Source organism: Enterococcus alishanensis, from assembly GCF_019218635.1.
Classification (GTDB): Bacteria; Bacillota; Bacilli; order Lactobacillales; family Enterococcaceae; genus Enterococcus_A; species Enterococcus_A alishanensis.
The window spans coordinates 424,224-442,979 of record NZ_JAHUZB010000003.1 but is presented as its reverse complement, the minus strand read 5'-3'; the positions used below and the strand labels follow the sequence as shown (position 1 = coordinate 442,979).

19 protein-coding genes and 2 other annotated features (1 of these 21 cut by a window edge) are annotated in these 18,756 nt (G+C 35.0%); of the genes, 8 read left to right on the top strand and 11 right to left on the bottom strand.

Annotated features, from left to right (window positions below):
- Window positions 1-183: a binding site (T-box leader), on the bottom strand; it reaches 48 nt to the left of the window's first position.
- A 34-nt stretch (window positions 184-217) separates the two neighbouring features.
- Window positions 218-447 (bottom strand) — a binding site (T-box leader).
- Between the two features lie 74 nt (window positions 448-521).
- The 4 genes from KUA55_RS09190 to KUA55_RS09175 form a co-directional block, all read right to left on the bottom strand.
- Window positions 522-1,625: an NADH-dependent flavin oxidoreductase gene (locus KUA55_RS09190; protein ID WP_218326159.1), complete on the bottom strand. Its 1,104-nt coding sequence runs from the start codon at window positions 1,623-1,625 to the stop codon at window positions 522-524.
- A complete protein-coding gene (yidA, locus tag KUA55_RS09185; protein ID WP_218325903.1) occupies window positions 1,622-2,443 on the bottom strand; it encodes a sugar-phosphatase in 822 nt (273 codons plus the stop codon). Before yidA ends, KUA55_RS09190 begins: the two co-directional genes overlap by 4 nt.
- A gap of 99 nt (window positions 2,444-2,542) precedes the next feature.
- A complete protein-coding gene (locus tag KUA55_RS09180) occupies window positions 2,543-4,483 on the bottom strand; it encodes a glucosaminidase domain-containing protein (RefSeq protein ID WP_218325902.1) in 1,941 nt (646 codons plus the stop codon).
- 113 nt (window positions 4,484-4,596) lie between these two features.
- Complete coding sequence (locus KUA55_RS09175) at window positions 4,597-4,935, bottom strand: hypothetical protein (RefSeq protein WP_218325901.1); 339 nt, start codon at window positions 4,933-4,935, stop codon at window positions 4,597-4,599.
- Between the two features lie 215 nt (window positions 4,936-5,150).
- Between KUA55_RS09175 and KUA55_RS09170 the strand changes: the two genes are divergently transcribed.
- The gene (locus KUA55_RS09170) at window positions 5,151-6,308 is read left to right on the top strand and encodes a cation diffusion facilitator family transporter (protein ID WP_218325900.1); all 1,158 of its coding nucleotides are present in this window, start codon (window positions 5,151-5,153) and stop codon (window positions 6,306-6,308) included.
- A gap of 37 nt (window positions 6,309-6,345) precedes the next feature.
- Here KUA55_RS09170 and KUA55_RS09165 read toward each other — a convergent pair whose 3' ends face one another.
- From KUA55_RS09165 to KUA55_RS09150, 4 genes are all read right to left on the bottom strand, one after another.
- Window positions 6,346-7,179 (bottom strand): TIGR03943 family putative permease subunit, encoded by an 834-nt coding sequence (locus KUA55_RS09165; protein WP_218325899.1) that lies wholly within the window; start codon window positions 7,177-7,179, stop codon window positions 6,346-6,348.
- A gap of 13 nt (window positions 7,180-7,192) precedes the next feature.
- Window positions 7,193-8,092, bottom strand: coding sequence for a permease (locus KUA55_RS09160; RefSeq protein ID WP_218325898.1), 900 nt, complete (start codon window positions 8,090-8,092; stop codon window positions 7,193-7,195).
- Window positions 8,093-8,224: 132 nt separating this feature from the next.
- Window positions 8,225-8,500: an HU family DNA-binding protein gene (locus KUA55_RS09155; RefSeq protein ID WP_218325897.1), complete on the bottom strand. Its 276-nt coding sequence runs from the start codon at window positions 8,498-8,500 to the stop codon at window positions 8,225-8,227.
- A 479-nt stretch (window positions 8,501-8,979) separates the two neighbouring features.
- Window positions 8,980-9,402, bottom strand: coding sequence for a hypothetical protein (locus KUA55_RS09150; protein WP_218325896.1), 423 nt, complete (start codon window positions 9,400-9,402; stop codon window positions 8,980-8,982).
- A gap of 293 nt (window positions 9,403-9,695) precedes the next feature.
- On the opposite strand from KUA55_RS09150, the gene ald reads away from it, so the two are divergent.
- The 3 genes from ald (at window position 9,696) to KUA55_RS09135 (ending at window position 13,423) form a co-directional block, all read left to right on the top strand.
- On the top strand, window positions 9,696-10,826 hold the full coding sequence (gene ald, locus KUA55_RS09145; protein WP_218325895.1) for an alanine dehydrogenase: 1,131 nt from the start codon (window positions 9,696-9,698) through the stop codon (window positions 10,824-10,826).
- Window positions 10,827-10,905: 79 nt separating this feature from the next.
- Window positions 10,906-12,603 (top strand): M3 family oligoendopeptidase, encoded by a 1,698-nt coding sequence (locus KUA55_RS09140; protein WP_218325894.1) that lies wholly within the window; start codon window positions 10,906-10,908, stop codon window positions 12,601-12,603.
- A gap of 124 nt (window positions 12,604-12,727) precedes the next feature.
- Complete coding sequence (locus KUA55_RS09135) at window positions 12,728-13,423, top strand: TIGR00266 family protein (protein WP_218325893.1); 696 nt, start codon at window positions 12,728-12,730, stop codon at window positions 13,421-13,423.
- A 20-nt stretch (window positions 13,424-13,443) separates the two neighbouring features.
- Here KUA55_RS09135 and KUA55_RS09130 read toward each other — a convergent pair whose 3' ends face one another.
- On the bottom strand, window positions 13,444-14,622 hold the full coding sequence (locus KUA55_RS09130; RefSeq protein WP_218325892.1) for a serine aminopeptidase domain-containing protein: 1,179 nt from the start codon (window positions 14,620-14,622) through the stop codon (window positions 13,444-13,446).
- Between the two features lie 74 nt (window positions 14,623-14,696).
- On the opposite strand from KUA55_RS09130, the gene KUA55_RS09125 reads away from it, so the two are divergent.
- The 4 genes from KUA55_RS09125 to KUA55_RS09110 all read left to right on the top strand — a co-directional run bounded on the left by KUA55_RS09125 (window position 14,697) and on the right by KUA55_RS09110 (window position 17,126).
- Window positions 14,697-15,059, top strand: a complete 363-nt coding sequence (locus KUA55_RS09125; protein ID WP_218325891.1) for a winged helix-turn-helix transcriptional regulator — start codon at window positions 14,697-14,699, stop codon at window positions 15,057-15,059.
- Window positions 15,060-15,074: 15 nt separating this feature from the next.
- Window positions 15,075-15,638: a YdeI/OmpD-associated family protein gene (locus KUA55_RS09120; RefSeq protein ID WP_218325890.1), complete on the top strand. Its 564-nt coding sequence runs from the start codon at window positions 15,075-15,077 to the stop codon at window positions 15,636-15,638.
- Window positions 15,639-15,764: 126 nt separating this feature from the next.
- On the top strand, window positions 15,765-16,610 hold the full coding sequence (locus tag KUA55_RS09115) for a sialate O-acetylesterase (protein ID WP_218325889.1): 846 nt from the start codon (window positions 15,765-15,767) through the stop codon (window positions 16,608-16,610).
- Between the two features lie 12 nt (window positions 16,611-16,622).
- The gene (locus KUA55_RS09110; protein WP_218325888.1) at window positions 16,623-17,126 is read left to right on the top strand and encodes a flavodoxin domain-containing protein; all 504 of its coding nucleotides are present in this window, start codon (window positions 16,623-16,625) and stop codon (window positions 17,124-17,126) included.
- A gap of 22 nt (window positions 17,127-17,148) precedes the next feature.
- Here KUA55_RS09110 and KUA55_RS09105 read toward each other — a convergent pair whose 3' ends face one another.
- Both KUA55_RS09105 and KUA55_RS09100 read right to left on the bottom strand, forming a co-directional pair.
- A complete protein-coding gene (locus KUA55_RS09105) occupies window positions 17,149-18,003 on the bottom strand; it encodes an alpha/beta fold hydrolase (protein WP_218325887.1) in 855 nt (284 codons plus the stop codon).
- Between the two features lie 92 nt (window positions 18,004-18,095).
- The gene (locus KUA55_RS09100; RefSeq protein WP_218325886.1) at window positions 18,096-18,686 is read right to left on the bottom strand and encodes an ATP-dependent Clp protease proteolytic subunit; all 591 of its coding nucleotides are present in this window, start codon (window positions 18,684-18,686) and stop codon (window positions 18,096-18,098) included.
- Window positions 18,687-18,756: the final 70 nt, after the last annotated feature.

Sequence of the window (18,756 nt, the reverse complement as noted above, 5' to 3'; positions counted from 1 at the left end):
TAGCAGCTTAAACAGTTGTCTAACAACAACTTTCGCTATAACGGGCGAGCCCGTCATCCCCTACTTTTATTCAAGGATGCTTACCCAAGTCCATTCATCAAGGAAAGATTGCTTTCTTCTCATCAACTAAAGCTTGCTGTAAATCTTTCAATTCTTGATTACTTCTCTTGTTATCTATTTTGAAATATAAAAAAGCCCCCGAACCAACGTATGTTAGTTCGAGGGCGGATAATCCACGGTGCCACCTCAAAAATGTCTAAAAAGACCTCTATCAGTTATCTATCAATAACTTTTCTCTGTAACGGGAGTACCCGGAAAATCCTACTAAACAAGTGTTCAAATCTTCGGTCCAAAAGGCCATTCACAAAAGTAATTTTACTGATTCGCAGTCCCATCAGCTCTCTGAAAAAATTATCTTAGGCTACTTCTCTTTTGTTTAACTGTTATATTGAAAACTATCATAATCCTCTAAATAAGATTCGTCAAGCTATTTTTTAAACAAATTTTCATTTTATTTTCATTTAGTCAATGCGATCGGCCATTCGATCGATTAGGAAGCCCCAAGCACCATTGCTAATATGCAGTTCTTCTCGATCATAGCTAGAAATTTTATGACGAATTAAATCTTCTTGTTGATGAATCACTTTATTATACCAATTAGGTTCACTGAGTAAAATTTTTCCTAAAGCCGCAATATCAGCTGTCGTTAATAATTTTTCAGCATCTTCTTGAGTAGTCACTTCTCCTACTCCGATTAAAGGGATTCGACCAGCAATTTTTTCAGCTAAATATTCGACAATCGTTTTTTCTTGATAGGCTGGAAGCTCTGGTTTCTTTTGATAATCCCTCAAAGAAACATGTAAATAATCCAAACTTGTGTCAGCTAACTGATCAACTAAATACAATGCATCAGTAAAACGAATACCTGGTTCAGTAAATTCTTCAGGAGAAAAACGGAAACCGACAATAAAATTTTCTACTTCAGAATCGTCTACTACTTTCGTCACGGCAGAGACCACTTGGTCGATAAAAGTGTAGCGTTTTTCCAAACTGCCGCCCCACATATCTTCACGGATATTAGAATGAGGAGAGAAAAATTGTTGAATCAAATATAAATTTGCTCCATGTAATTCGACACCATCAAAGCCCGCTTGAATCGCTCGCCTTGTCGCTTTGGCATAATTGTCAATGACTGCCAAAATTTCTTCATGACTCATTTCTCGGGGCACTTCCCCCCATTCCTTATGAGTCGGTACTGCACTGGCAGATACTGGTGTTTTACCTCTTAAAACAGAAGAATCAGTCATACGTCCGGCATGAAATATTTGTAAAATAGCTTTAGTCCCATTTGTTTGAATCGCAGAAGCTAATTTGGCTAAGCGTGGAATTTGTTTATCGTCATCGACACCAAGCTCTCCTTCCCAACCTTTGCCATTGGGCTGAACATTAGCGGCACCTGTAATAATTGCACCAATTGCTCCAGCCCGCATTTGATAATACGCAATCTCATCATCAGTTACGATCCCATCATAAAAACTCATTTTGACAGTCATTGGTGCCATTACAATTCTATTTTTTAAAGTTAGTCCTCTTCTAAAAGTAATAGGTTCGGTCATTTTCATTATTTTTTCTCCAAGAAAACAAAACGGTCAATCGCTTCTTTAACGCCATCTTCTGCATTACTGGCTACCACAAAATCAGCCAATTCCTTTGCTGAAGCTGTACCATTTCCCATGGCAATTCCTGTTCCAGCGTATTGGATCATTGCTAAGTCATTTTCTTGATCGCCAATCGCCATTACTTCGGATTGTTGTAAACCTAGATGCTCTGTTAACTTTTCCAGAGCCAATCCTTTACTAACTTCTTTATTCAAGACTTCTAAAAAGAATGGCGTACTTTGTACAAGGGTATAGCGGTCATAAAAATCGGCAGGGATTTTTTGAATTGCCTCAGTTAAGATCTCCGGCTCATCAATCATCATCATTTTTGTAGGCACAACTTGATTTGCAATTTCGTCAGGCATTCTAAAACGAATTTGCATATCCACTAAGAAAGATTCATGAACTGTATAAGGACTAATATCACGATTAGAAGTATAAATCGCTTCTTTATCTTCTGTATGCAAATGGACATTTAATTTTCGAGCCAAAGTATCAATCTCTAAAAACTGATCTCTAGTCAAGCCATATTCAGAAACTACCGCTCCTGTGTGATTATTGACTACCAATCCACCATTATAAGTAATTGCATAATCCTCTTCGGTCAACAAACCTAATGTTTCAAGTTGATTTTGGACACCAACTAATGGGCGTCCACTTGCTAAAACAATATAAACACCTGCTGCTCGAGCTTTTTTCAAGGCTGCTTCTACACCTGGTGTAATTTCTCTTTGGGGATTTAACAATGTTCCATCAATATCGATTGCTACTAATTTAATACTCATAAAAACCTCCTAGATTTTCGTTCTTCTAAATAGTAAGTTTTATTTCTCTTCAGGTCAATCTAAAAAACCGACTCTTTATCAGAGCCGGTTAGAAAAATACTATTTAACTGGTGGTAAAACAGCGATCAATCCTCTGCTTAAAGCTAAATAAACAGTTGAAGTGGTATTAGTAGTAGTTGCGATTTCTTCTTTTGATTTAACAGCACTAGCAGCTAAAGCAATGATACTGTCGCCTCTAAATAAATCTACAAAATAATCTTTAGTAAAGAATTCTGGTAATTGCGGACCATAAGCAACATTAGTCATCAATATATTTCTTTTACTTAATGAAAATTTGGTAGATAAATCAGACATCTTCGGACCAATTACTTCATTACTAGCTTCATCAAAGCTAGTTAAATCATATGCATCAATAATTGCTTCTAATTTTTGAGCATATTGCTTATCTGTTGCATAACGACCTTGTAGATAATTTGTAGCATCTTTAAATGAGCTCGTTTCTGACTTCCAAGTTGATTTGTAAAAATCTGAATTTCCAGCGATTCCATTTTTAATTAAATCAGCGTAATCTTCTAAGGATTCCTTATAAGAAGGATATTTTCTAAACTGGGCAGTGATTGAAAAACTACTTCCGGCAGTATCTTGTTCTAGTGTACTGAAAGAAACACCTTGACCTTCATAAGATCCTTTAATTCCAAATAAATTAAAGTTTGGTTCCGCAGCCAAAGAACTATTTCCTGAGCCGCTTTCCAAAATTGCTTGAGCAATCATGACTGAGGCGTAAATATCATGTTCTTGGCCGATTGTCCGTGAAATCTCACCGATTTTTTCAATAAATCCATCTGTCGTTTGATTTCGATCAAAGATATAAGCTGATCCAAATGCATTTTGTAAGGATGAATTAGCAGCTGGCAACCCAGCTAAATTAACTCGAACAGCAAAGGTTGGCATATAGTCTGCCAAATTAGTAACCCTCACAACATCTCCAGGTTGTGGTGCTTGAATATATTGACCATTTCCAATATAAATAGCAACGTGACTTGTTACACTAGTTGGGGCACCCCAAAATAATAAATCTCCTGGTTGTGCATCGCTGACTGGAATCTGTGTCCCGGAATACTGTTGATCACCTGTCCAAGAACCAATAAAATGACCAGTTGCTTGTTGATAAACATAATAAGCTAAACCAGAACAGTCAAATGCATTTGGTCCTTTAGCACCCCATACGTAAGGCTTTCCTAATTGCGCATATGCCGCTTGGACAATTGCGTTTTGTACAGCATTACTATAGGTTGGAATATTTACATTAGATGGTGAATAAACATCCCCTGCACCATTTTGATTTGGTTGGCGCCCTTCATCGGTGGTAGTTGCTCCAGTTTCATTTGTCGATTGATCTGGATTATTCGTTGGCTGACCTTCATTATTATTGCTAGTATTATTATTAGAATTTGAATTATTATTATTTTCTTCAGGTTGACTAGGTTGCTCAGTTACTTCGGAAGTTTTCATGCTAAAAGCAACATCAATTGATGGCATCACAAATTTTCCAGTCAACTCAGCATTATTAATTAAATTAACACTAGCAATTGTTTGATAGATTAAAATATTATCTAACTTTTGCTTTTCTTTTAATGTGATTGCATAAGTCACTTCTGTACCAGCAGTTAAACCTTCTTCATTGTTATAAGTAAATCGAATAGTATTTCCTGCGGCATCAGTGTGAGAAAAAGCATTGGCATTTTCTTCTTTAGATAAAGCGACACCATTGAGAAAAATATTATAAGTTTTAACCGGTTCAGGTGTTGCTTCCGGCGTCGTTGTTTGTGTAGTACTTGTTTCTGTATCCACCGCAGGTTCTGCTTCTGATTGTGGCTGTGTTTCAGCGGTTTCTGTCTGACTGGTAGCAGTTGCTGAAGACTGTGTCGCACTTTCTGAAGTTGTTGCTGTTTCAGCAGCCAACGCTTGATAACTAGATAATACCATTGGGCTAACCAATACCCCAATCGTTAATAAAGTTTTTAACTTATTTTGTTTCAACCAAAGTCCCTCATTCCTAAACATAGTATTCAAGAATAATTCTAGCATGTTTCTTTTTTCTTGTCTAAAAGAAATTTTGAGATACTTTTTATTTTAACTGTTTAATTGGTTAATTATTTTAATATTAATATTTTGTTTAACATATTTGATATTTTTCTTTCGTGAAAATGAGTTGTCCTGACACTTTCGCCATCACGTGTTTCCCATATTTTATTTTCATAGAAATCAACTTCATCTCTTTGCCCATCCATTAATTCCTTGGCATATCCTAAAATTAATTCCATTGCTTCTCTTGTATCATCATCACTTTGGAAGTAAGGTGAATAACTCTTTAAGTATTCTTGTAAATCAGAATTGCGTGAAATTTTCCAGTCTTCAATGAAATCTTCTAGCGCGTTGACGACGACTCCGGTATCAATATTCCATAATTTAATATCTACTGTATTTTCCATGGTGGGCCTCCTATGAATAATTATTGTCAATAATTATTATACGAGAATTTAGCTTTATTAAAATGTGAAGGGCAGAAAAGTTCATTAAAAAGCCAGTGATACCAAGCAATAAATCTCTCATTTGTTGTTCATGATTTTTTTTAGCATAAAATTCTTTTATTCAGAGAGTGATTTTAGTATACTAGGAATATTATTTTAAAAAAGGAAGGTCCCGCATGTTAACTTTCTTAATCAAGCAATTTACAAAAAAATTAAAAGGAAACACACGTGAAGCTGTAGGTATCTTAGCCGGTGTTCTCGGCTTGTTTTCTAATTTAATACTCTTTGTAGCAAAACTATTGATTGGTCAAATTTCTGGAAGTGTCTCGATTATGGCAGATGCAATGAATAATTTGTCAGATACGGCTTCTTCCATCATTACACTTGCCGGCTTTAAAGTTGCTGGAAAACCAGCAGATGAAGAGCATCCTTATGGTCACGAACGCTTTGAATACATTAGTGGGTTTGTTGTTTCTTTTTTAGTTACCTATGTTGGTGTTCGTTTTTTAGATAGCTCTTTTGATAAGATTTTGGATCCTAGTTCAGTCAAATTATCACCTATTATTTTTGTTGTATTGATTTTATCGATTTTAATGAAGTTTTGGCAGAATTTAATGTATCGTCGCTTAGCAAAAAAAATCGATTCCAATACTTTAAAAGCAACTGCTCAAGATAGTATTAACGATGTTTATACAACGATTGCAGTCTTACTTTCAGCTTTAATCGAATGGTTAACTGGCTGGCAAATAGATGGGTATATTGGATTTTTGATTGCTCTGTATATTATTTATACAGGTATAAAGATGATCAAAGAATTTATTGATGAACTGATGGGCGTCCGCGCCCCGCAAGAAGAGATTAGTCAGATCAAAAAACTATTAGATGAATATCCTAATATTATTGGTTATCATGATTTATTGATTCATAGCTATGGACCTAGCAGTGTTTTTGCTTCTGTTCATATTGAAGTAAATGAAGATTGGAGTTTGCCACATGCTCACGAGGTAATTGATGATATCGAACAGACGGTCAAAGAACGTATGAATGTTGATTTGGTTTGTCACTTGGATCCTTACCCGATTGATGATCCTGATTTCAAACGGGTTGCCCCTAAAATGCGAAAAGTTTTAAGAGATATTGATTCAAATTTGCGGATGCATGATTTAAGAATTGATACTACGACAACGCCAGAAACGTTTCATTTTGATTTAGTTGTTCCTGAAAATATCAAGTTGTCTGACCTAGAATTATCAGAATACATCAGCCAAATTTATATTTCTCGCTATGAACCAGCTACGCTAAATATCACTTTTGATCGAACCTATCTACTATAGAAAAAAGGTAAACCTCATTTTTTTGAGGTTTACCTTTTTATTCGAATGCACGATAAACGTACTGATCTTTTGGTGGAGATATTTGGACTACATTTGTTACAGTAATTGCTGGCAACTGTCGTTGATAGGGTTCAAAATAATCAATCGTTATTGTACCTTCTAAATGATACCATTGATTATTTTCTAGACTTGATCCTTCTGGTAAATCAGCTAGCAAACCAAAAACTCCCGAATCGGCAATACAGTGAATCACACCAAAACGAAACAAGAAATCATAAGTTTGGTTTTCCTTGGTTGTCTCATAAGCAAATCCTTCAAAAGAAATCGGCTTGCCTGCAAATGTACTAGGATAATTATAGATTAATTCCATCATTTCTAAATAGTTTTCATCGGTAATTTTTAACTCATCTAAATCTTGATATTTTTTCATTAACTGATCCATCTGCTGATCGTAGTCAGCTGAATTATAATAAATACTTGTATCTGGTTTTAGATATTGAGTACTCATTTGAGGATCCCCTGTAGATTCTTTACTAATAGGAAAACTAAAGCCTTTATTTTCAACAATTGAAGCATCCAAACTAATCGTTGGGAATAAAAAGCCAATAATCAGTGGTACGGACAGTAAAAAATAAGCAATTGCTTTTTGATAAGGTTTAGTCAATCCATGATCGTGATGCCCATGATCTGCTTGTTCTTTGTTTCCTGAAACCCAAATTTTCAATTGGACTAAGGCTAATAGTAAAGACAACCCCATCGTAATGAAAGCCAAATAACGATAGTGAACATTAATATACTTGTCTAAATTGCCTGAAACTTGCAAATACATCATTAATTCAAAATAACCTGACAATATTAAAAAACGAATCATTGGCTATCCTCCTTTACACCACATAAGCATAGATTGTCACGATGATGCTGATCAAAGCTATCAATTGCAAAATAAATTTTGTTTCGAAATGCCGTTTCATCATCATCAAATTTTTGATATCCACCATTGGACCAAAAACTAAAAAAGCTACCACAGCATTGGTGCCAAATAAACTTAATAGAGAAGAACCGACAAATGCATCGGCTTCTGAACAAAGAGACATGGTAAAAGCTAACACCAACATTACTAAAATGGAGATGAATTTATTACTAGTCAAAGTCATCATCAATTGGGTTGGTAAATAAACTTGCATCGCCGAAGCCAATAATCCACCAATAATCAAATAGCGACCCGTATCAAAAAATTCATCAATTGCATGAACTAAAACCTGCCATATTTTTCCAAAAAAAGATAGGTTATCTTCGTGATGATGAACATGGTCTGATACTGTGGCCTGTTCATCAGCTGTCAGCACTGGACCTTTATGAACATAAGCCAGCCAACTTCCAACAATAATCGCCACAATCAGACTGCCTAAAGCTCGTAAAAAAGCGAAATGAAAATTGTTGCCAAAAGCTATAAAAGTAGAAAATAAAACAATAGGATTAATAATTGGTGCGGTGACCATAAAGGCAAAGGCAGTATAGTCGGGCACACCTTTTTTCAAAAACTGATTAATAATCGGAACTATCCCACATTCACATGATGGAAAGAAAAAGCCAATCAACGAACCAACTATGATAGAAAGAAATTTATTTTTAGGCAATAATCTTTTGACTCTTTCCGGTGTCAAATAGACTTGTAAAATTCCAGATATAACACAGCCTAACAGCACAAATGGAATGGCTTCAATGACAATAGATAAGAAAATTGTGCTTAACTGTAGGACTGAGTGAGGTAAAAAATTAAACATAACTCGCTTCCTTTCTCGCGAAAATAACTATAAGCCAAAAAAAGAAGAAGTACAAAATATATTTAAAAAAATTAATCTCTCCTTAAAAAACAAAAAAACTCTCGCCTAAGCGAGAGTTAGAGATATTGAAACTTATTTTACTGCATCTTTTAATTGTTTACCAGCTTTAAATGCAGGAGATTTACTTGCTGGAATTGTGATTTCTTCTCCAGTTTGTGGGTTACGTCCCTTGCGTGAAGCACGTTCTCTTACTTCAAAATTACCAAACCCGATAACTTGAACTTTTTCGCCTGCTTTTAAAGAAGACTGAATGCCATCAAATAATGCATCTACAGCAGACAACGCATCTTTCTTAGTTAACCCTGTTTTTTCTGCAACTTGTTCTACTAAACTTTGCTTGTTAATCATGTGTGTTTCCCCCACTATCAATTATTTGTTGTATTTCAAACTCTATTCTATGGGTTCTTTAGATTAAAGGCAACTATTTATTTTTCTCATTCTACCTTTTTTTATCTTTTTTTATTAAAAAAAATAAAATTTCATATTTTTATTATCTCAGATTATTATTGACAGTATGTTGAAAATTTCCAATAAACCTGTTAAATAAAAGAAAAAACTATTATATAGCGTTTTATATATTCATCCACTTTTTGTCCTAAGAGAATCTAGTCCATCATCAGTGAAAAGCTATTCCAAACATTACAATAAGAAGAATTAAATTCATTTCCATAAATACATTTATTTGGATCAGACCTTTCTTAAATAAAACACAATAATTAATTGAAAGTGTAGAAAAATCAAAAGGATTAAAAATAAAATTGATTCAAATAGTCAACTTTATCTTTTTCTCCTTAATTATTTTCATGTGAAATTATCACAAGAAGCAATCATTTTGCTTGCTTCTTAACGCTTTTTAACTTTTTGTCATCAGCCGCTTCTGATAGTAACCTACCCAACTCCTGATTCATAGATTCTTCTTCTTTTATTAAGCTAGCTACCATTTTTTGATATTTTATGGCAGGATTTTTTTTTCGGATTACATTGAGTTGGATACCAGCATAAAACAAAACAACAATAGATAACACCATCATCACAATAAAATGCCAATTGTTCAGACTTTTTATCAAGCTATATATTAATAAAAGAAAGCCAACTAAAAGACCAATAAAATCAAGCTTAGCTTGCTTTCCACCACCAAATAAAATTCTTTTGAAGATGCCTCCATTACCTAATTCTTGATAACGGGTGATCCGTGCTTCAATGAAACTTATTTGTTCTTTTAAAGTATCAATTCGATTTTTCTTAGGCATCTACACTGCCCCCTTTCATTCATTATCGCTAGTTTGTTTTCTTTTGGCAATTGTTTTTATTCTAGTATAAATAAAAAGTTAAACTCTTTAAAAATTCTTTCAAAAAAATTAAAAAAGAACGGATTATTTCATAGAAAATATAAAAAAAACCTCTTGTTAAAAACATCACAATCGTTTTTTGATAAGGAAAACTTTCGCACTTTATTAACAAGTTTTAATGGAAAGGCGCATTTTATCTTGTAAAATTCTATGTGTAATCGCTTACAACTAAATTTTCAAAAGGAGTGTTTCTAATGATTATTGGTATTCCAAAAGAGATCAAAAACAATGAAAATCGAGTGGCTTTGCCACCATCTGGTGTGTTCGATTTAACCAGTCGCGGACATAAAGTTTTGGTAGAAACCGAAGCTGGATTAGGTTCAGCAATTACTGACGATGAATATAGAGAAGCTGGGGCAACTATCGTCCCTGATGCAATGAGCGCTTGGTCAGCAGAAATGGTAATGAAAGTAAAGGAACCACTAACTGAAGAATATCAATATTTCCGTAAAGGATTATTATTATTCACTTACCTGCATTTAGCTGCAAACAAACCATTAACTGAAGCATTAATTAAATCAGGTGTAAATTCTATCGCTTATGAAAATGTTCAACCAGCTGACAATTCTCTTCCACTTCTTGCTCCAATGAGTGAAATCGCTGGACGTATGGCTGCTCAAATCGGTGCAAACTTCTTAGAACGTGTAAATGGTGGTCGTGGTATTTTACTTTCAGGTGTACCAGGTGTTATGCGCGGAAACGTAGTTGTTATCGGTGGTGGTGTTGTAGGAATGAACGCAGCAAAAATCGCTGCTGGTCTTGGCGCCAATGTAACAATTATGGATGTAAGCGTTCCTCGTTTGAAACAATTGGATGAAATTTTTGAAGGTAACGTACAAACTTTAATGTCAAATCGTTACAATATTCAAGAAGCACTTAAATCTGCTGACTTAGTTATTGGAGCGGTATTAATTCCTGGTCACAAAGCACCAACTTTAGTCACTAAAGAAATGGTTGCCGGCATGCCATTCCATTCAGTAATTGTCGATGTGGCAATTGACCAAGGTGGTATTTTTGCAACAACTGACAAAGTAACGACTCATGATGATCCAACTTATATTAAAGAAGATGTAGTTCATTATGCCGTAGCAAATATGCCTGGGGCTGTACCACAAACAGCAACTTATGCTTTATCAAACTCAACAATGGCTTATGCTAATTTATTAGCTAATAATGATTTAGTAAGTTTATTAAATGACAACTTGGCACTTCGTCGTGGTCTAAATACTTATGACGGTAAATTAACAATTGAACCAGTTGCTAATGATTTAGACTTACCTTACACACCAGTTGAAGAAGCATTAACAACTGAAACAGCAATGTAAAATACTTTCTTAGTCTGTCGATTTTTCGGCAGACTTTTTTTATTGTTTTCAGTTATACTTGGAATATCGGAGGGATCTCATGTCATTTACATTTACTTACCAACGGCCAGATTTTACAGCTTATCAAGCTTCATTTTCTAAACAGCTAGATAAATTTAAGCATGCATCAGAATACATTGCAGCAAAAAATGCGCTGAAACAATTAAATCATTTACGCAAAAACGTGACTACAATGGCAAAAGTTGCTTATATCCGTCATTCAATTGATACAAAAGATGTTTTTTATTTAGAAGAAAATACTTATTGGGATCAACAGCAGCCTCACGTTGATCAGCTTCATGGACATTTTTTTTCTGCTTTACTTACCTCCCCTTTCCTTAGCGATTTAAAAAAAGAGTTCCCTGAAACCTTGTTCTTACTGGCAGAAGATCAAAAACGGCTAACTGGCAGTAAAATAGTCAATCTAAAACAGCAGGAGAATGAACGAATCAGTGACTATACGCAATTAATTGCCTCAGCAGAAATCGATTTTAACGGAAAAATTTGTAATTTATCCGATATATCAGCTTATTTTTCTGATCCAGATACTGCGATTCGTGAAAGCGCACAGACGGCTTATTGGCAATTTTTCACTGAAAATGAAGAAAAATTTGATCAGATTTTTTCTGAGTTAGTCAATCTAAGGCATCAAATTGCGATGAAATTAGGGTTTGACTCCTATGTTACTTATGGTGATATTGCCATGAATCGTTGGGGATATACACGAGAGGACTTAAAAAAATTTCGTCAGTTTATTTTAGAAAAAGTGGTTCCCTTAACCACTCAATTATATCAACGACAACAAACAAGATTAGGTGTTGATACCCTTTATCATTATGATTTACCATTAATTTTTCCTGAAGGGAATCCAAAACCTCAAGGAAATCAATCAGAATTAATTAAAAAAGCGACCGAAATGTACCAAGGGTTGTCACCAGAAACGGGTGCATTTTTCCAAAAGATGAAACAACAAGACTTATTAGATTTAGCCAGTCGTTCTGGTAAGCAAAGTGGCGGTTATTGTGAATTTATTGATGCTATAGAAATGCCTTTTATCTTCGCCAATTTTAATGGCACTTCTGATGACGTTGACGTATTAACTCATGAAACTGGACACGCCTTTCAAAGCTATCATTCAGCTTGGATTGAAGAGCCGGAATTAGTTTTTCCTACTTCTGAGGCCGCGGAGATTCATTCAATGAGTATGGAGTTTTTAACTTGGCCCTTTATGGAGAAATTTTTTAAAGAAGACCAATTAAAATATCGTTTTGCTCATTTGAGTAGTGCATTGCAATTTTTACCATACGGAGCATTAGTAGATCATTTTCAAGAAGAAGTATACGAACACCCTATTTGGACTGCTGAAGAGCGCAAAGTTTGCTGGAGAAAGCTAGAAAAACAATATTGTCCAGAGAAAAATTATCACTTTTCAGAGGGCTTAGATCGTGGTATTTATTGGTATCGGCAAGGCCATATTTTTGAAGTCCCTTTTTATTATATTGATTATACTTTAGCTCAAGTCTGTGCTTTTCAATTTTGGCAAAGAAAAATAATCGAAAAAGATCCAAAAACATGGGAAGATTATCTATCTATCTGTCATGTTGGTGGTACTCAGACATTTACAGAAATCCTTCAAACTGGGCATTTAAATTCGCCGTTTGATGAAGTTGCTATAAATCAAGTAATTGAAACGGTTAGTACTTATTTGGAAAATATTTCGGAAACTGATTTGAAATAATAATAGATTCCCGGTTGTTGACTGGGAATTTCTTATTATTTATCTCTTTTGCGATATTTTTAACTTATTTATTCGCACCAAATCATGGTATAATACAGCAATAAATGAAAAAAGGAGTGTTGTTATGAAGTATGAGATTTCCGAGAGTGCTTTTGCCCCGATTGCAAAAATTGAATTAGCACAAAATGAACAAATTCGAATTGAACCAGGGGCGATGGTTTACGAACTTGGTGAGATTGAATTGGAAGGCTCCATGAATGCCAATGGAAAAAAAGGGTTAGGTGGCGCTCTATCTGCAATTGGCCGTTCTGTATCTAGTGGTGAGAGTTTCTTTATTAGTACTGCGACGGGAATATCAGCAACTTCTACGATTGCAATCGCTCCTGGAACGCCCGGTAAAATTATTCCTTTAGATGTTGGACAAGAACATTGGCGTTTAAATACTGGTGCATTTTTAGCTAGTGAACAATCGGTTAGTTACAATATGAAACGTCAAAAATTATCTGGCGCTCTTTTAGGAGGAACGGGTGGATTGTTTGTCATGGAAACTGCTGGAAGTGGTGTTATCTTAGTTTCAGCTTTTGGTGATCTAGAAAAAATTCAAGTCACTCCAGACGCACCAGTGATTGTTGACAATCAGCATGTTATCGCCTGGACTAGTTCTTTAGATTATAATATTCGAGTGGCCTCAGGTATGTTTGGTTTTAAAACTGGTGAAGGAATCGTGAACGAATTTCACGGCAATGGCACAATTTATATTCAGACACGAAATGTTCAAGCCTTTGCGACCCAAATGGCGGGATTTTCTAGTAATTCATAATAAAAACGACCCTAAAAAGTTTAGCTTTTTAGGGTTTCTTCATCTAACCATTGAAATAATTGATCATTGCTATCATAAGCAGCGCCATTTTGACAATGCAAATCTGCCGAAAAATCCTGTTTATCAAACAAGATCAAGCGCTTATTTTTTGCGGGAATTTTCTGATAGAAATTCCTCCCTAATTGATAATCATAATAATTTTCGTTTTTAGCTAGAAAAATAAGACAATCCGTTGTTAATCTTTTATAAGCGATTTCTTCATTAAACCGACTAGTCACCTTTAATAATTCATTTAGTGAGTCTGCGCCAAAAACCCACTTAGCATGCGTTACCTGCCAATTTAAAAAGCTATTACTAGCAATATACTGGCTACAAATTTTTTCTAAAAACAGTGGGAAGCCTGTATCTAAATACTTATGCAAAAATTTAGGTAATGATTTCTGAAAGCTGGCTAACATTGAAGGAAAATAATTATATAAAATAACTTTATCAAATAAATTCTGATTTGAACTGGCTGCTCTTGCCAAGAGGAGTCCCCCTAAAGAAATTCCAACACCAATACGCAATCCCTTCAAGCCTATCTCTTTTTCGTAAAAATTTATGACTACTTCAGCTACTTGATCCCAATTTTCATCAAAAACCAGCTGATGCTCGCGAATGACATTTGATTGACCAGGCCCTTCATAAAGAACCACATCGAACCCCTGTGCCAAAGTTGAAACTACATTTGTGAAATACAATTCTTCTAGTAAGGCATCAAATCCACCACAAATATAAAAGGTACCACGTGATTCTTTCGTTGTTTGGAAAAAAACTGTTCTAAATTTTCCGACTTGATATCTTTGATAAGAGATTTTTTTTAAATCCAAAGCTTGATAAAATAAAGAAACCGATTGTTGATAGGCTGTCAATTTCCTAGGATCTTGTGGTGACAAGAAAAATTCAGCCGCTTGGTAATAGCGACTCGCTCGTAAATACGCATTTCCGCAGCTTTCTGTGGAATGAAATTGCTGTCCTCTTTGCTGTAATTTTTCTGCAAAATTAGACCATTCCTGATACCAAGATTCATTATTTCTAGGATTGATTTTTTCCGCTACAGTTGCTACTTCGCCGTAATCGGCACCACCATTTGGGATATACCACATCAATCGAGTGGTCTCAAATTCAAAGGCAAAATTTTTAAAAAAATGGTTTTTCATTGGCTTCCTCACTTTATGCTATACTTTAAGCTATTATAAGAAAACTATTTTTTTTAGAAAGAGGTTACCTGAAGGTGCAAAATGATAACCAAAATTTAGCTGACGAAATGCTTCTAAGAGAATTGGCCCTACCACTTATTGGAAAATGGGTTCCCTTTATTTTATTGTCATTGGCCCAGAGAGCCCATAATTTTTCTGAATTACATCGAACAATGACCGGTGTTTCTCGCAAAGTTTTGACTGAAAATTTAAACAATTTACAAGCCTCTGGACTAATCAGCAAAATCGGAGAAACTGCTACTGGTTTTCCTGTCACCTATCAATTAACACCTTTAGGAGAAAGTAGCTTAGTTATTTTGAGAACTGTAAAAATCTGGCTACGCCAAAATCAAGAGGCAATTATAAGTAATCGAGAGCAATTTGAAAAAACTCATTAAGAAAGGAAGATTTTTATGACACAACCAGTACACTTTGAAGCTAAAAGTGATTTTCATCAATGGCTTACAGAAAATCACCAAACTAATTCAGGCATTTGGCTACTTTTTTCAAAAGATGCGACCTTCACAACTTTAAAAGCTAGTGAAGCTTTAGAGGAAGCCTTGTGTCACGGCTGGATTGATGGTGTCATGAAAAAAATTGACGAACATTCCTATATGAAATATTTCGCTCCACGTCGCAAAAATAGTCGTTGGTCGGAAAAGAACAAAAAAATTGTTCAAAAATTAATAGATCAAGATTTAGTCACTGAATTTGGGCTACAAAAAATCAGTGAAGCCAAAGCAAATGGACAATGGGATCAAGCTGTCAAACCCTCTGCTATCACTCCTGAACAAATAGAAACAGTCGCTGATTTATTAAAAGAAAATGCCCTAGCCTATCAAAACTTTCAAACTATGTCTCCCTCAGTGCAAAAAACTTACACTCGCGCTTATTTCGATGCCAAAACCGATAAAGGACGCGACAGTCGCTTAAAATGGATGACTGAACGTTTAATAAAAAATTTGAAGCCGATGTAAAAATACTGTTTTACTTTCTCTATGATAAAAATATTTATTCTCAATTTCTTAGTGAGATCTTCGATTGTTTGACGCTTATCATTAAGTCTTCTAAAATAAAAAAGATAATGAATGAAGGAGAATAGGATGAAATCATTTTTATTAGTTGGACAATCAAATATGGCTGGACGCGGATTTATTCACACCGTACCGCCTATCTATAATGAAAAAATTCAAATGCTAAGGAATGGACGCTTTCAAATGATGGCAGAACCGATTCATTCTGATCGTGAAGTAGCTGGGATTGGATTGGCGGCTAGTTTTGCGCAAGCTTATAGTTTTGCGCATCCCGATGAAACTATCGGCTTAATCCCTTGCGCTGAAGGTGGTAGTAGTATAGCTGAATGGTCACCAGAAGGGGTTTTGTTTCGTCACGCTGTCAAGGAAGCAAAATTTGCGCAAGAAACCAGTGAGATTATTGGTATTTTATGGCATCAAGGGGAAAATGATAGCTTAAATCAGCTTTATAAAAGTTATGAGGGAAAACTACGGGAGGTTTTTGCTGCTTTCCGTGAAGTGTTAGATTTACCTGATGTTCCAATAATTATCGGCGAATTACCGAATTTTTTAGGTAAAACTGGCTTCGGCCAACAGGCTATTGAATATCATGAAATCAATCAAATTTTGCGAAAAATCGCTTATACGGACGAGCATTTTTATTTTGTTACCGCCAAAGGACTATCAGCAAATCCTGATGGTATCCATCTTGATGCCTTGTCTCAAAGAAAATTTGGTTTGCGTTATTATGAAGCTTTCGCTAACCAACAAGACCAGTTGATCCCTTTAGAAAATGAAGACCAAAAAGTTTCACTTCTTTATCAAAAAGATCGAACAGCCACTGAAGCCATTTACCTTGCCAGTAAAAAATTTGCCCTTGGACAGATAGACTATCCTGCATTTTCACAAGAAATTGCCCCTTATCTACCGAAATAAAGGAGGAAAATAATGGAAAAAATCATTATTTACGCAACTAGATATGGTACTGCAAAAAAATACGCAAACTATTTAGCTGAAAGACTTAATCTACCACTATTCTCTATTGAAGAAATTACTGAGGCACAATTAAAAGGTCATACAGTTATTTTTATCAGTGCTGTATATGCTGGTAGTTTAATGCATTTAAAAGATTTATTAAAAGTAAGCGATCCGCAACAAGAAGTTCAAATTTTAACCGTTGGACTAACTGACCCAGAGAATCAAGAAAAAATCCAAGAAATTTTTAACTTGGCTCAACAAAATGCTAACGGTAAACGGCTGGTCTTTTTAGGTCATCTACCGGGAGCTTTAACCTATGATCAGTTAAGTTTTCTACACAAAACCTTTATCAAAGGAATTCATGCCACCAGTAAAAATAAAAGTGAAGTATCTGATGAAGTTAAACTATTACGAGATGTCTATAAAAGTTCATTAGATTTTGTTGATTTTTCTCGCTTAGACCAGCTAACTTAAAATAAAAAAACTGAGGTAAGCTTTAGCTTATCTCAGTAATAAATGATTCAATTTCTTCTGCAATTTCCTCTGGCCGTTCTCCATGCACATAATGACCACAATCTAGCAGTAAGTATTTACTTGTTTCAAACTGAGCCAAATAGGCGATTAAAGTGGGTCGCCAATCTTCTTTTAATCCTATCTCCTTACCATCAGAAATAAAATAATAGACTGGAATATCTTTTGGCACCTCACCTTTTTGACAGATTGCCACATTTTCTCTCACTGTCAAGACTTCATTTATTACATCTGACGAGAACAATGATTCCTTATAACAATCTACATAGCGCTGAAAATCTTCTGACGATAAACTAGTACCACGTTTTTTCCAGACATTTTTCGCAACTAATTTCATAAAAGGTCGATGAACACCTAAATTGATTAAAGTCTTTGAAATCTTTAAATTCGTCTTAGAAGGAATTTTTAATTTCTCATACGCAGCAGGAACAGCTGGATCTAAACCAATGATTGCTTGTACTTCCGTTGGATACTTCTGTCCCCAATACAATGCTTCCAATCCAGACATCGAGTGAGGCACTAAAATAAATGGTGCTTGAATATTTGCCAAATGTAAAGCTTCGCGGCTTTCTTCTAACATTGTAGCTAAATCTCGCGAAACAGTTGTCGCTTCACTCCAACCATAGCCAGCTTTTTCAATCACGACAATGCGATATTTTTTGGCTAGTATTTGCCACAGCGGTTTAAAGTCAATAGTTGGCGCGGCCGTGCCAGAACCAGCCATAAAAACAAAGGTCTTGTCTCCATCTCCTGCAGTGAAGATATGCATTTGATGTTGATTGACGGTAACCATTTTCCCAGGATGAATTGTCTTTGTCATATGTATTTATTAGAACCTCCATTTTTTTATTATTTTATCACATTCAAAGATAAAAAAAGTCACAAAACAATAAAGTTTCGCGACTTGATGGTTTATTTAACTTGGTCAGATGATTTAATCACTTTTTTGACAATCCCATATTTCTTTGCTTCATCTACAGATAACCAAAAATTACGATCTGTATCTTCGGCAACTTTTTCATAAGTTTGACCAGTTGCTTCAGCAATCAAATGATTGATTCTTTCACGGGTTCTGATGATTTCTCGGGCTTCAATTTCAATTTCAGTCTGTTGACCTTGTACGCCGCCCATCGGTTGATGAATCATGTAACGCGTGTTTGGTAAACTAAAACGATTTTTCTTTTCAGCACCTAAATAAATTGTAATTCCTGCGCTGGCTACCCAACCAGTACCAACCATTCTAACTTCTGGTTTGATAAATTTAATCATATCATGAATAGTATCGCCAGATTCCACATGACCACCTTGACTATTAATATAAATCGTAATTGGATCATCACTTAAAGCACTTAGTAAAAGTAATTGAGATGTCACTTCTTTGGCTAAGTCTTGCGTAATTTCTCCATAAATTAAGATTGTTCGTTGTTCCAACATTTTCTTTTTATAAATTTCGGAAATATCTGTTTTTGTTTCTTCATTTTCTTCTTCTGCTAAATAAAACATACTAGGACCTTCTTTCTCTTTCCTTTAAGTATAACAAATGTTTTAAAAATGTAAAAAAATCACTACGAAG

Excerpts from the sequence above, each read along its gene's own strand:
- yidA (WP_218325903.1), bottom strand. The coding sequence starts at position 2,443 with ATGAGTATTAAATTAGTAGCAATCGATATTGATGGAACATTGTTAAAT.
- KUA55_RS09175 (WP_218325901.1), bottom strand. The coding sequence starts at position 4,935 with ATGGAAAATACAGTAGATATTAAATTATGGAATATTGATACCGGAGTC.
- KUA55_RS09170 (WP_218325900.1), top strand. The coding sequence starts at position 5,151 with ATGTTAACTTTCTTAATCAAGCAATTTACAAAAAAATTAAAAGGAAAC.
- KUA55_RS09165 (WP_218325899.1), bottom strand. The coding sequence starts at position 7,179 with ATGATTCGTTTTTTAATATTGTCAGGTTATTTTGAATTAATGATGTAT.
- KUA55_RS09160 (WP_218325898.1), bottom strand. The coding sequence starts at position 8,092 with ATGTTTAATTTTTTACCTCACTCAGTCCTACAGTTAAGCACAATTTTC.
- KUA55_RS09155 (WP_218325897.1), bottom strand. The coding sequence starts at position 8,500 with ATGATTAACAAGCAAAGTTTAGTAGAACAAGTTGCAGAAAAAACAGGG.
- KUA55_RS09150 (WP_218325896.1), bottom strand. The coding sequence starts at position 9,402 with ATGCCTAAGAAAAATCGAATTGATACTTTAAAAGAACAAATAAGTTTC.
- ald (WP_218325895.1), top strand. The coding sequence starts at position 9,696 with ATGATTATTGGTATTCCAAAAGAGATCAAAAACAATGAAAATCGAGTG.
- KUA55_RS09140 (WP_218325894.1), top strand. The coding sequence starts at position 10,906 with ATGTCATTTACATTTACTTACCAACGGCCAGATTTTACAGCTTATCAA.
- KUA55_RS09135 (WP_218325893.1), top strand. The coding sequence starts at position 12,728 with ATGAAGTATGAGATTTCCGAGAGTGCTTTTGCCCCGATTGCAAAAATT.
- KUA55_RS09130 (WP_218325892.1), bottom strand. The coding sequence starts at position 14,622 with ATGAAAAACCATTTTTTTAAAAATTTTGCCTTTGAATTTGAGACCACT.
- KUA55_RS09120 (WP_218325890.1), top strand. The coding sequence starts at position 15,075 with ATGACACAACCAGTACACTTTGAAGCTAAAAGTGATTTTCATCAATGG.
- KUA55_RS09115 (WP_218325889.1), top strand. The coding sequence starts at position 15,765 with ATGAAATCATTTTTATTAGTTGGACAATCAAATATGGCTGGACGCGGA.
- KUA55_RS09110 (WP_218325888.1), top strand. The coding sequence starts at position 16,623 with ATGGAAAAAATCATTATTTACGCAACTAGATATGGTACTGCAAAAAAA.
- KUA55_RS09105 (WP_218325887.1), bottom strand. The coding sequence starts at position 18,003 with ATGACAAAGACAATTCATCCTGGGAAAATGGTTACCGTCAATCAACAT.
- KUA55_RS09100 (WP_218325886.1), bottom strand. The coding sequence starts at position 18,686 with ATGTTTTATTTAGCAGAAGAAGAAAATGAAGAAACAAAAACAGATATT.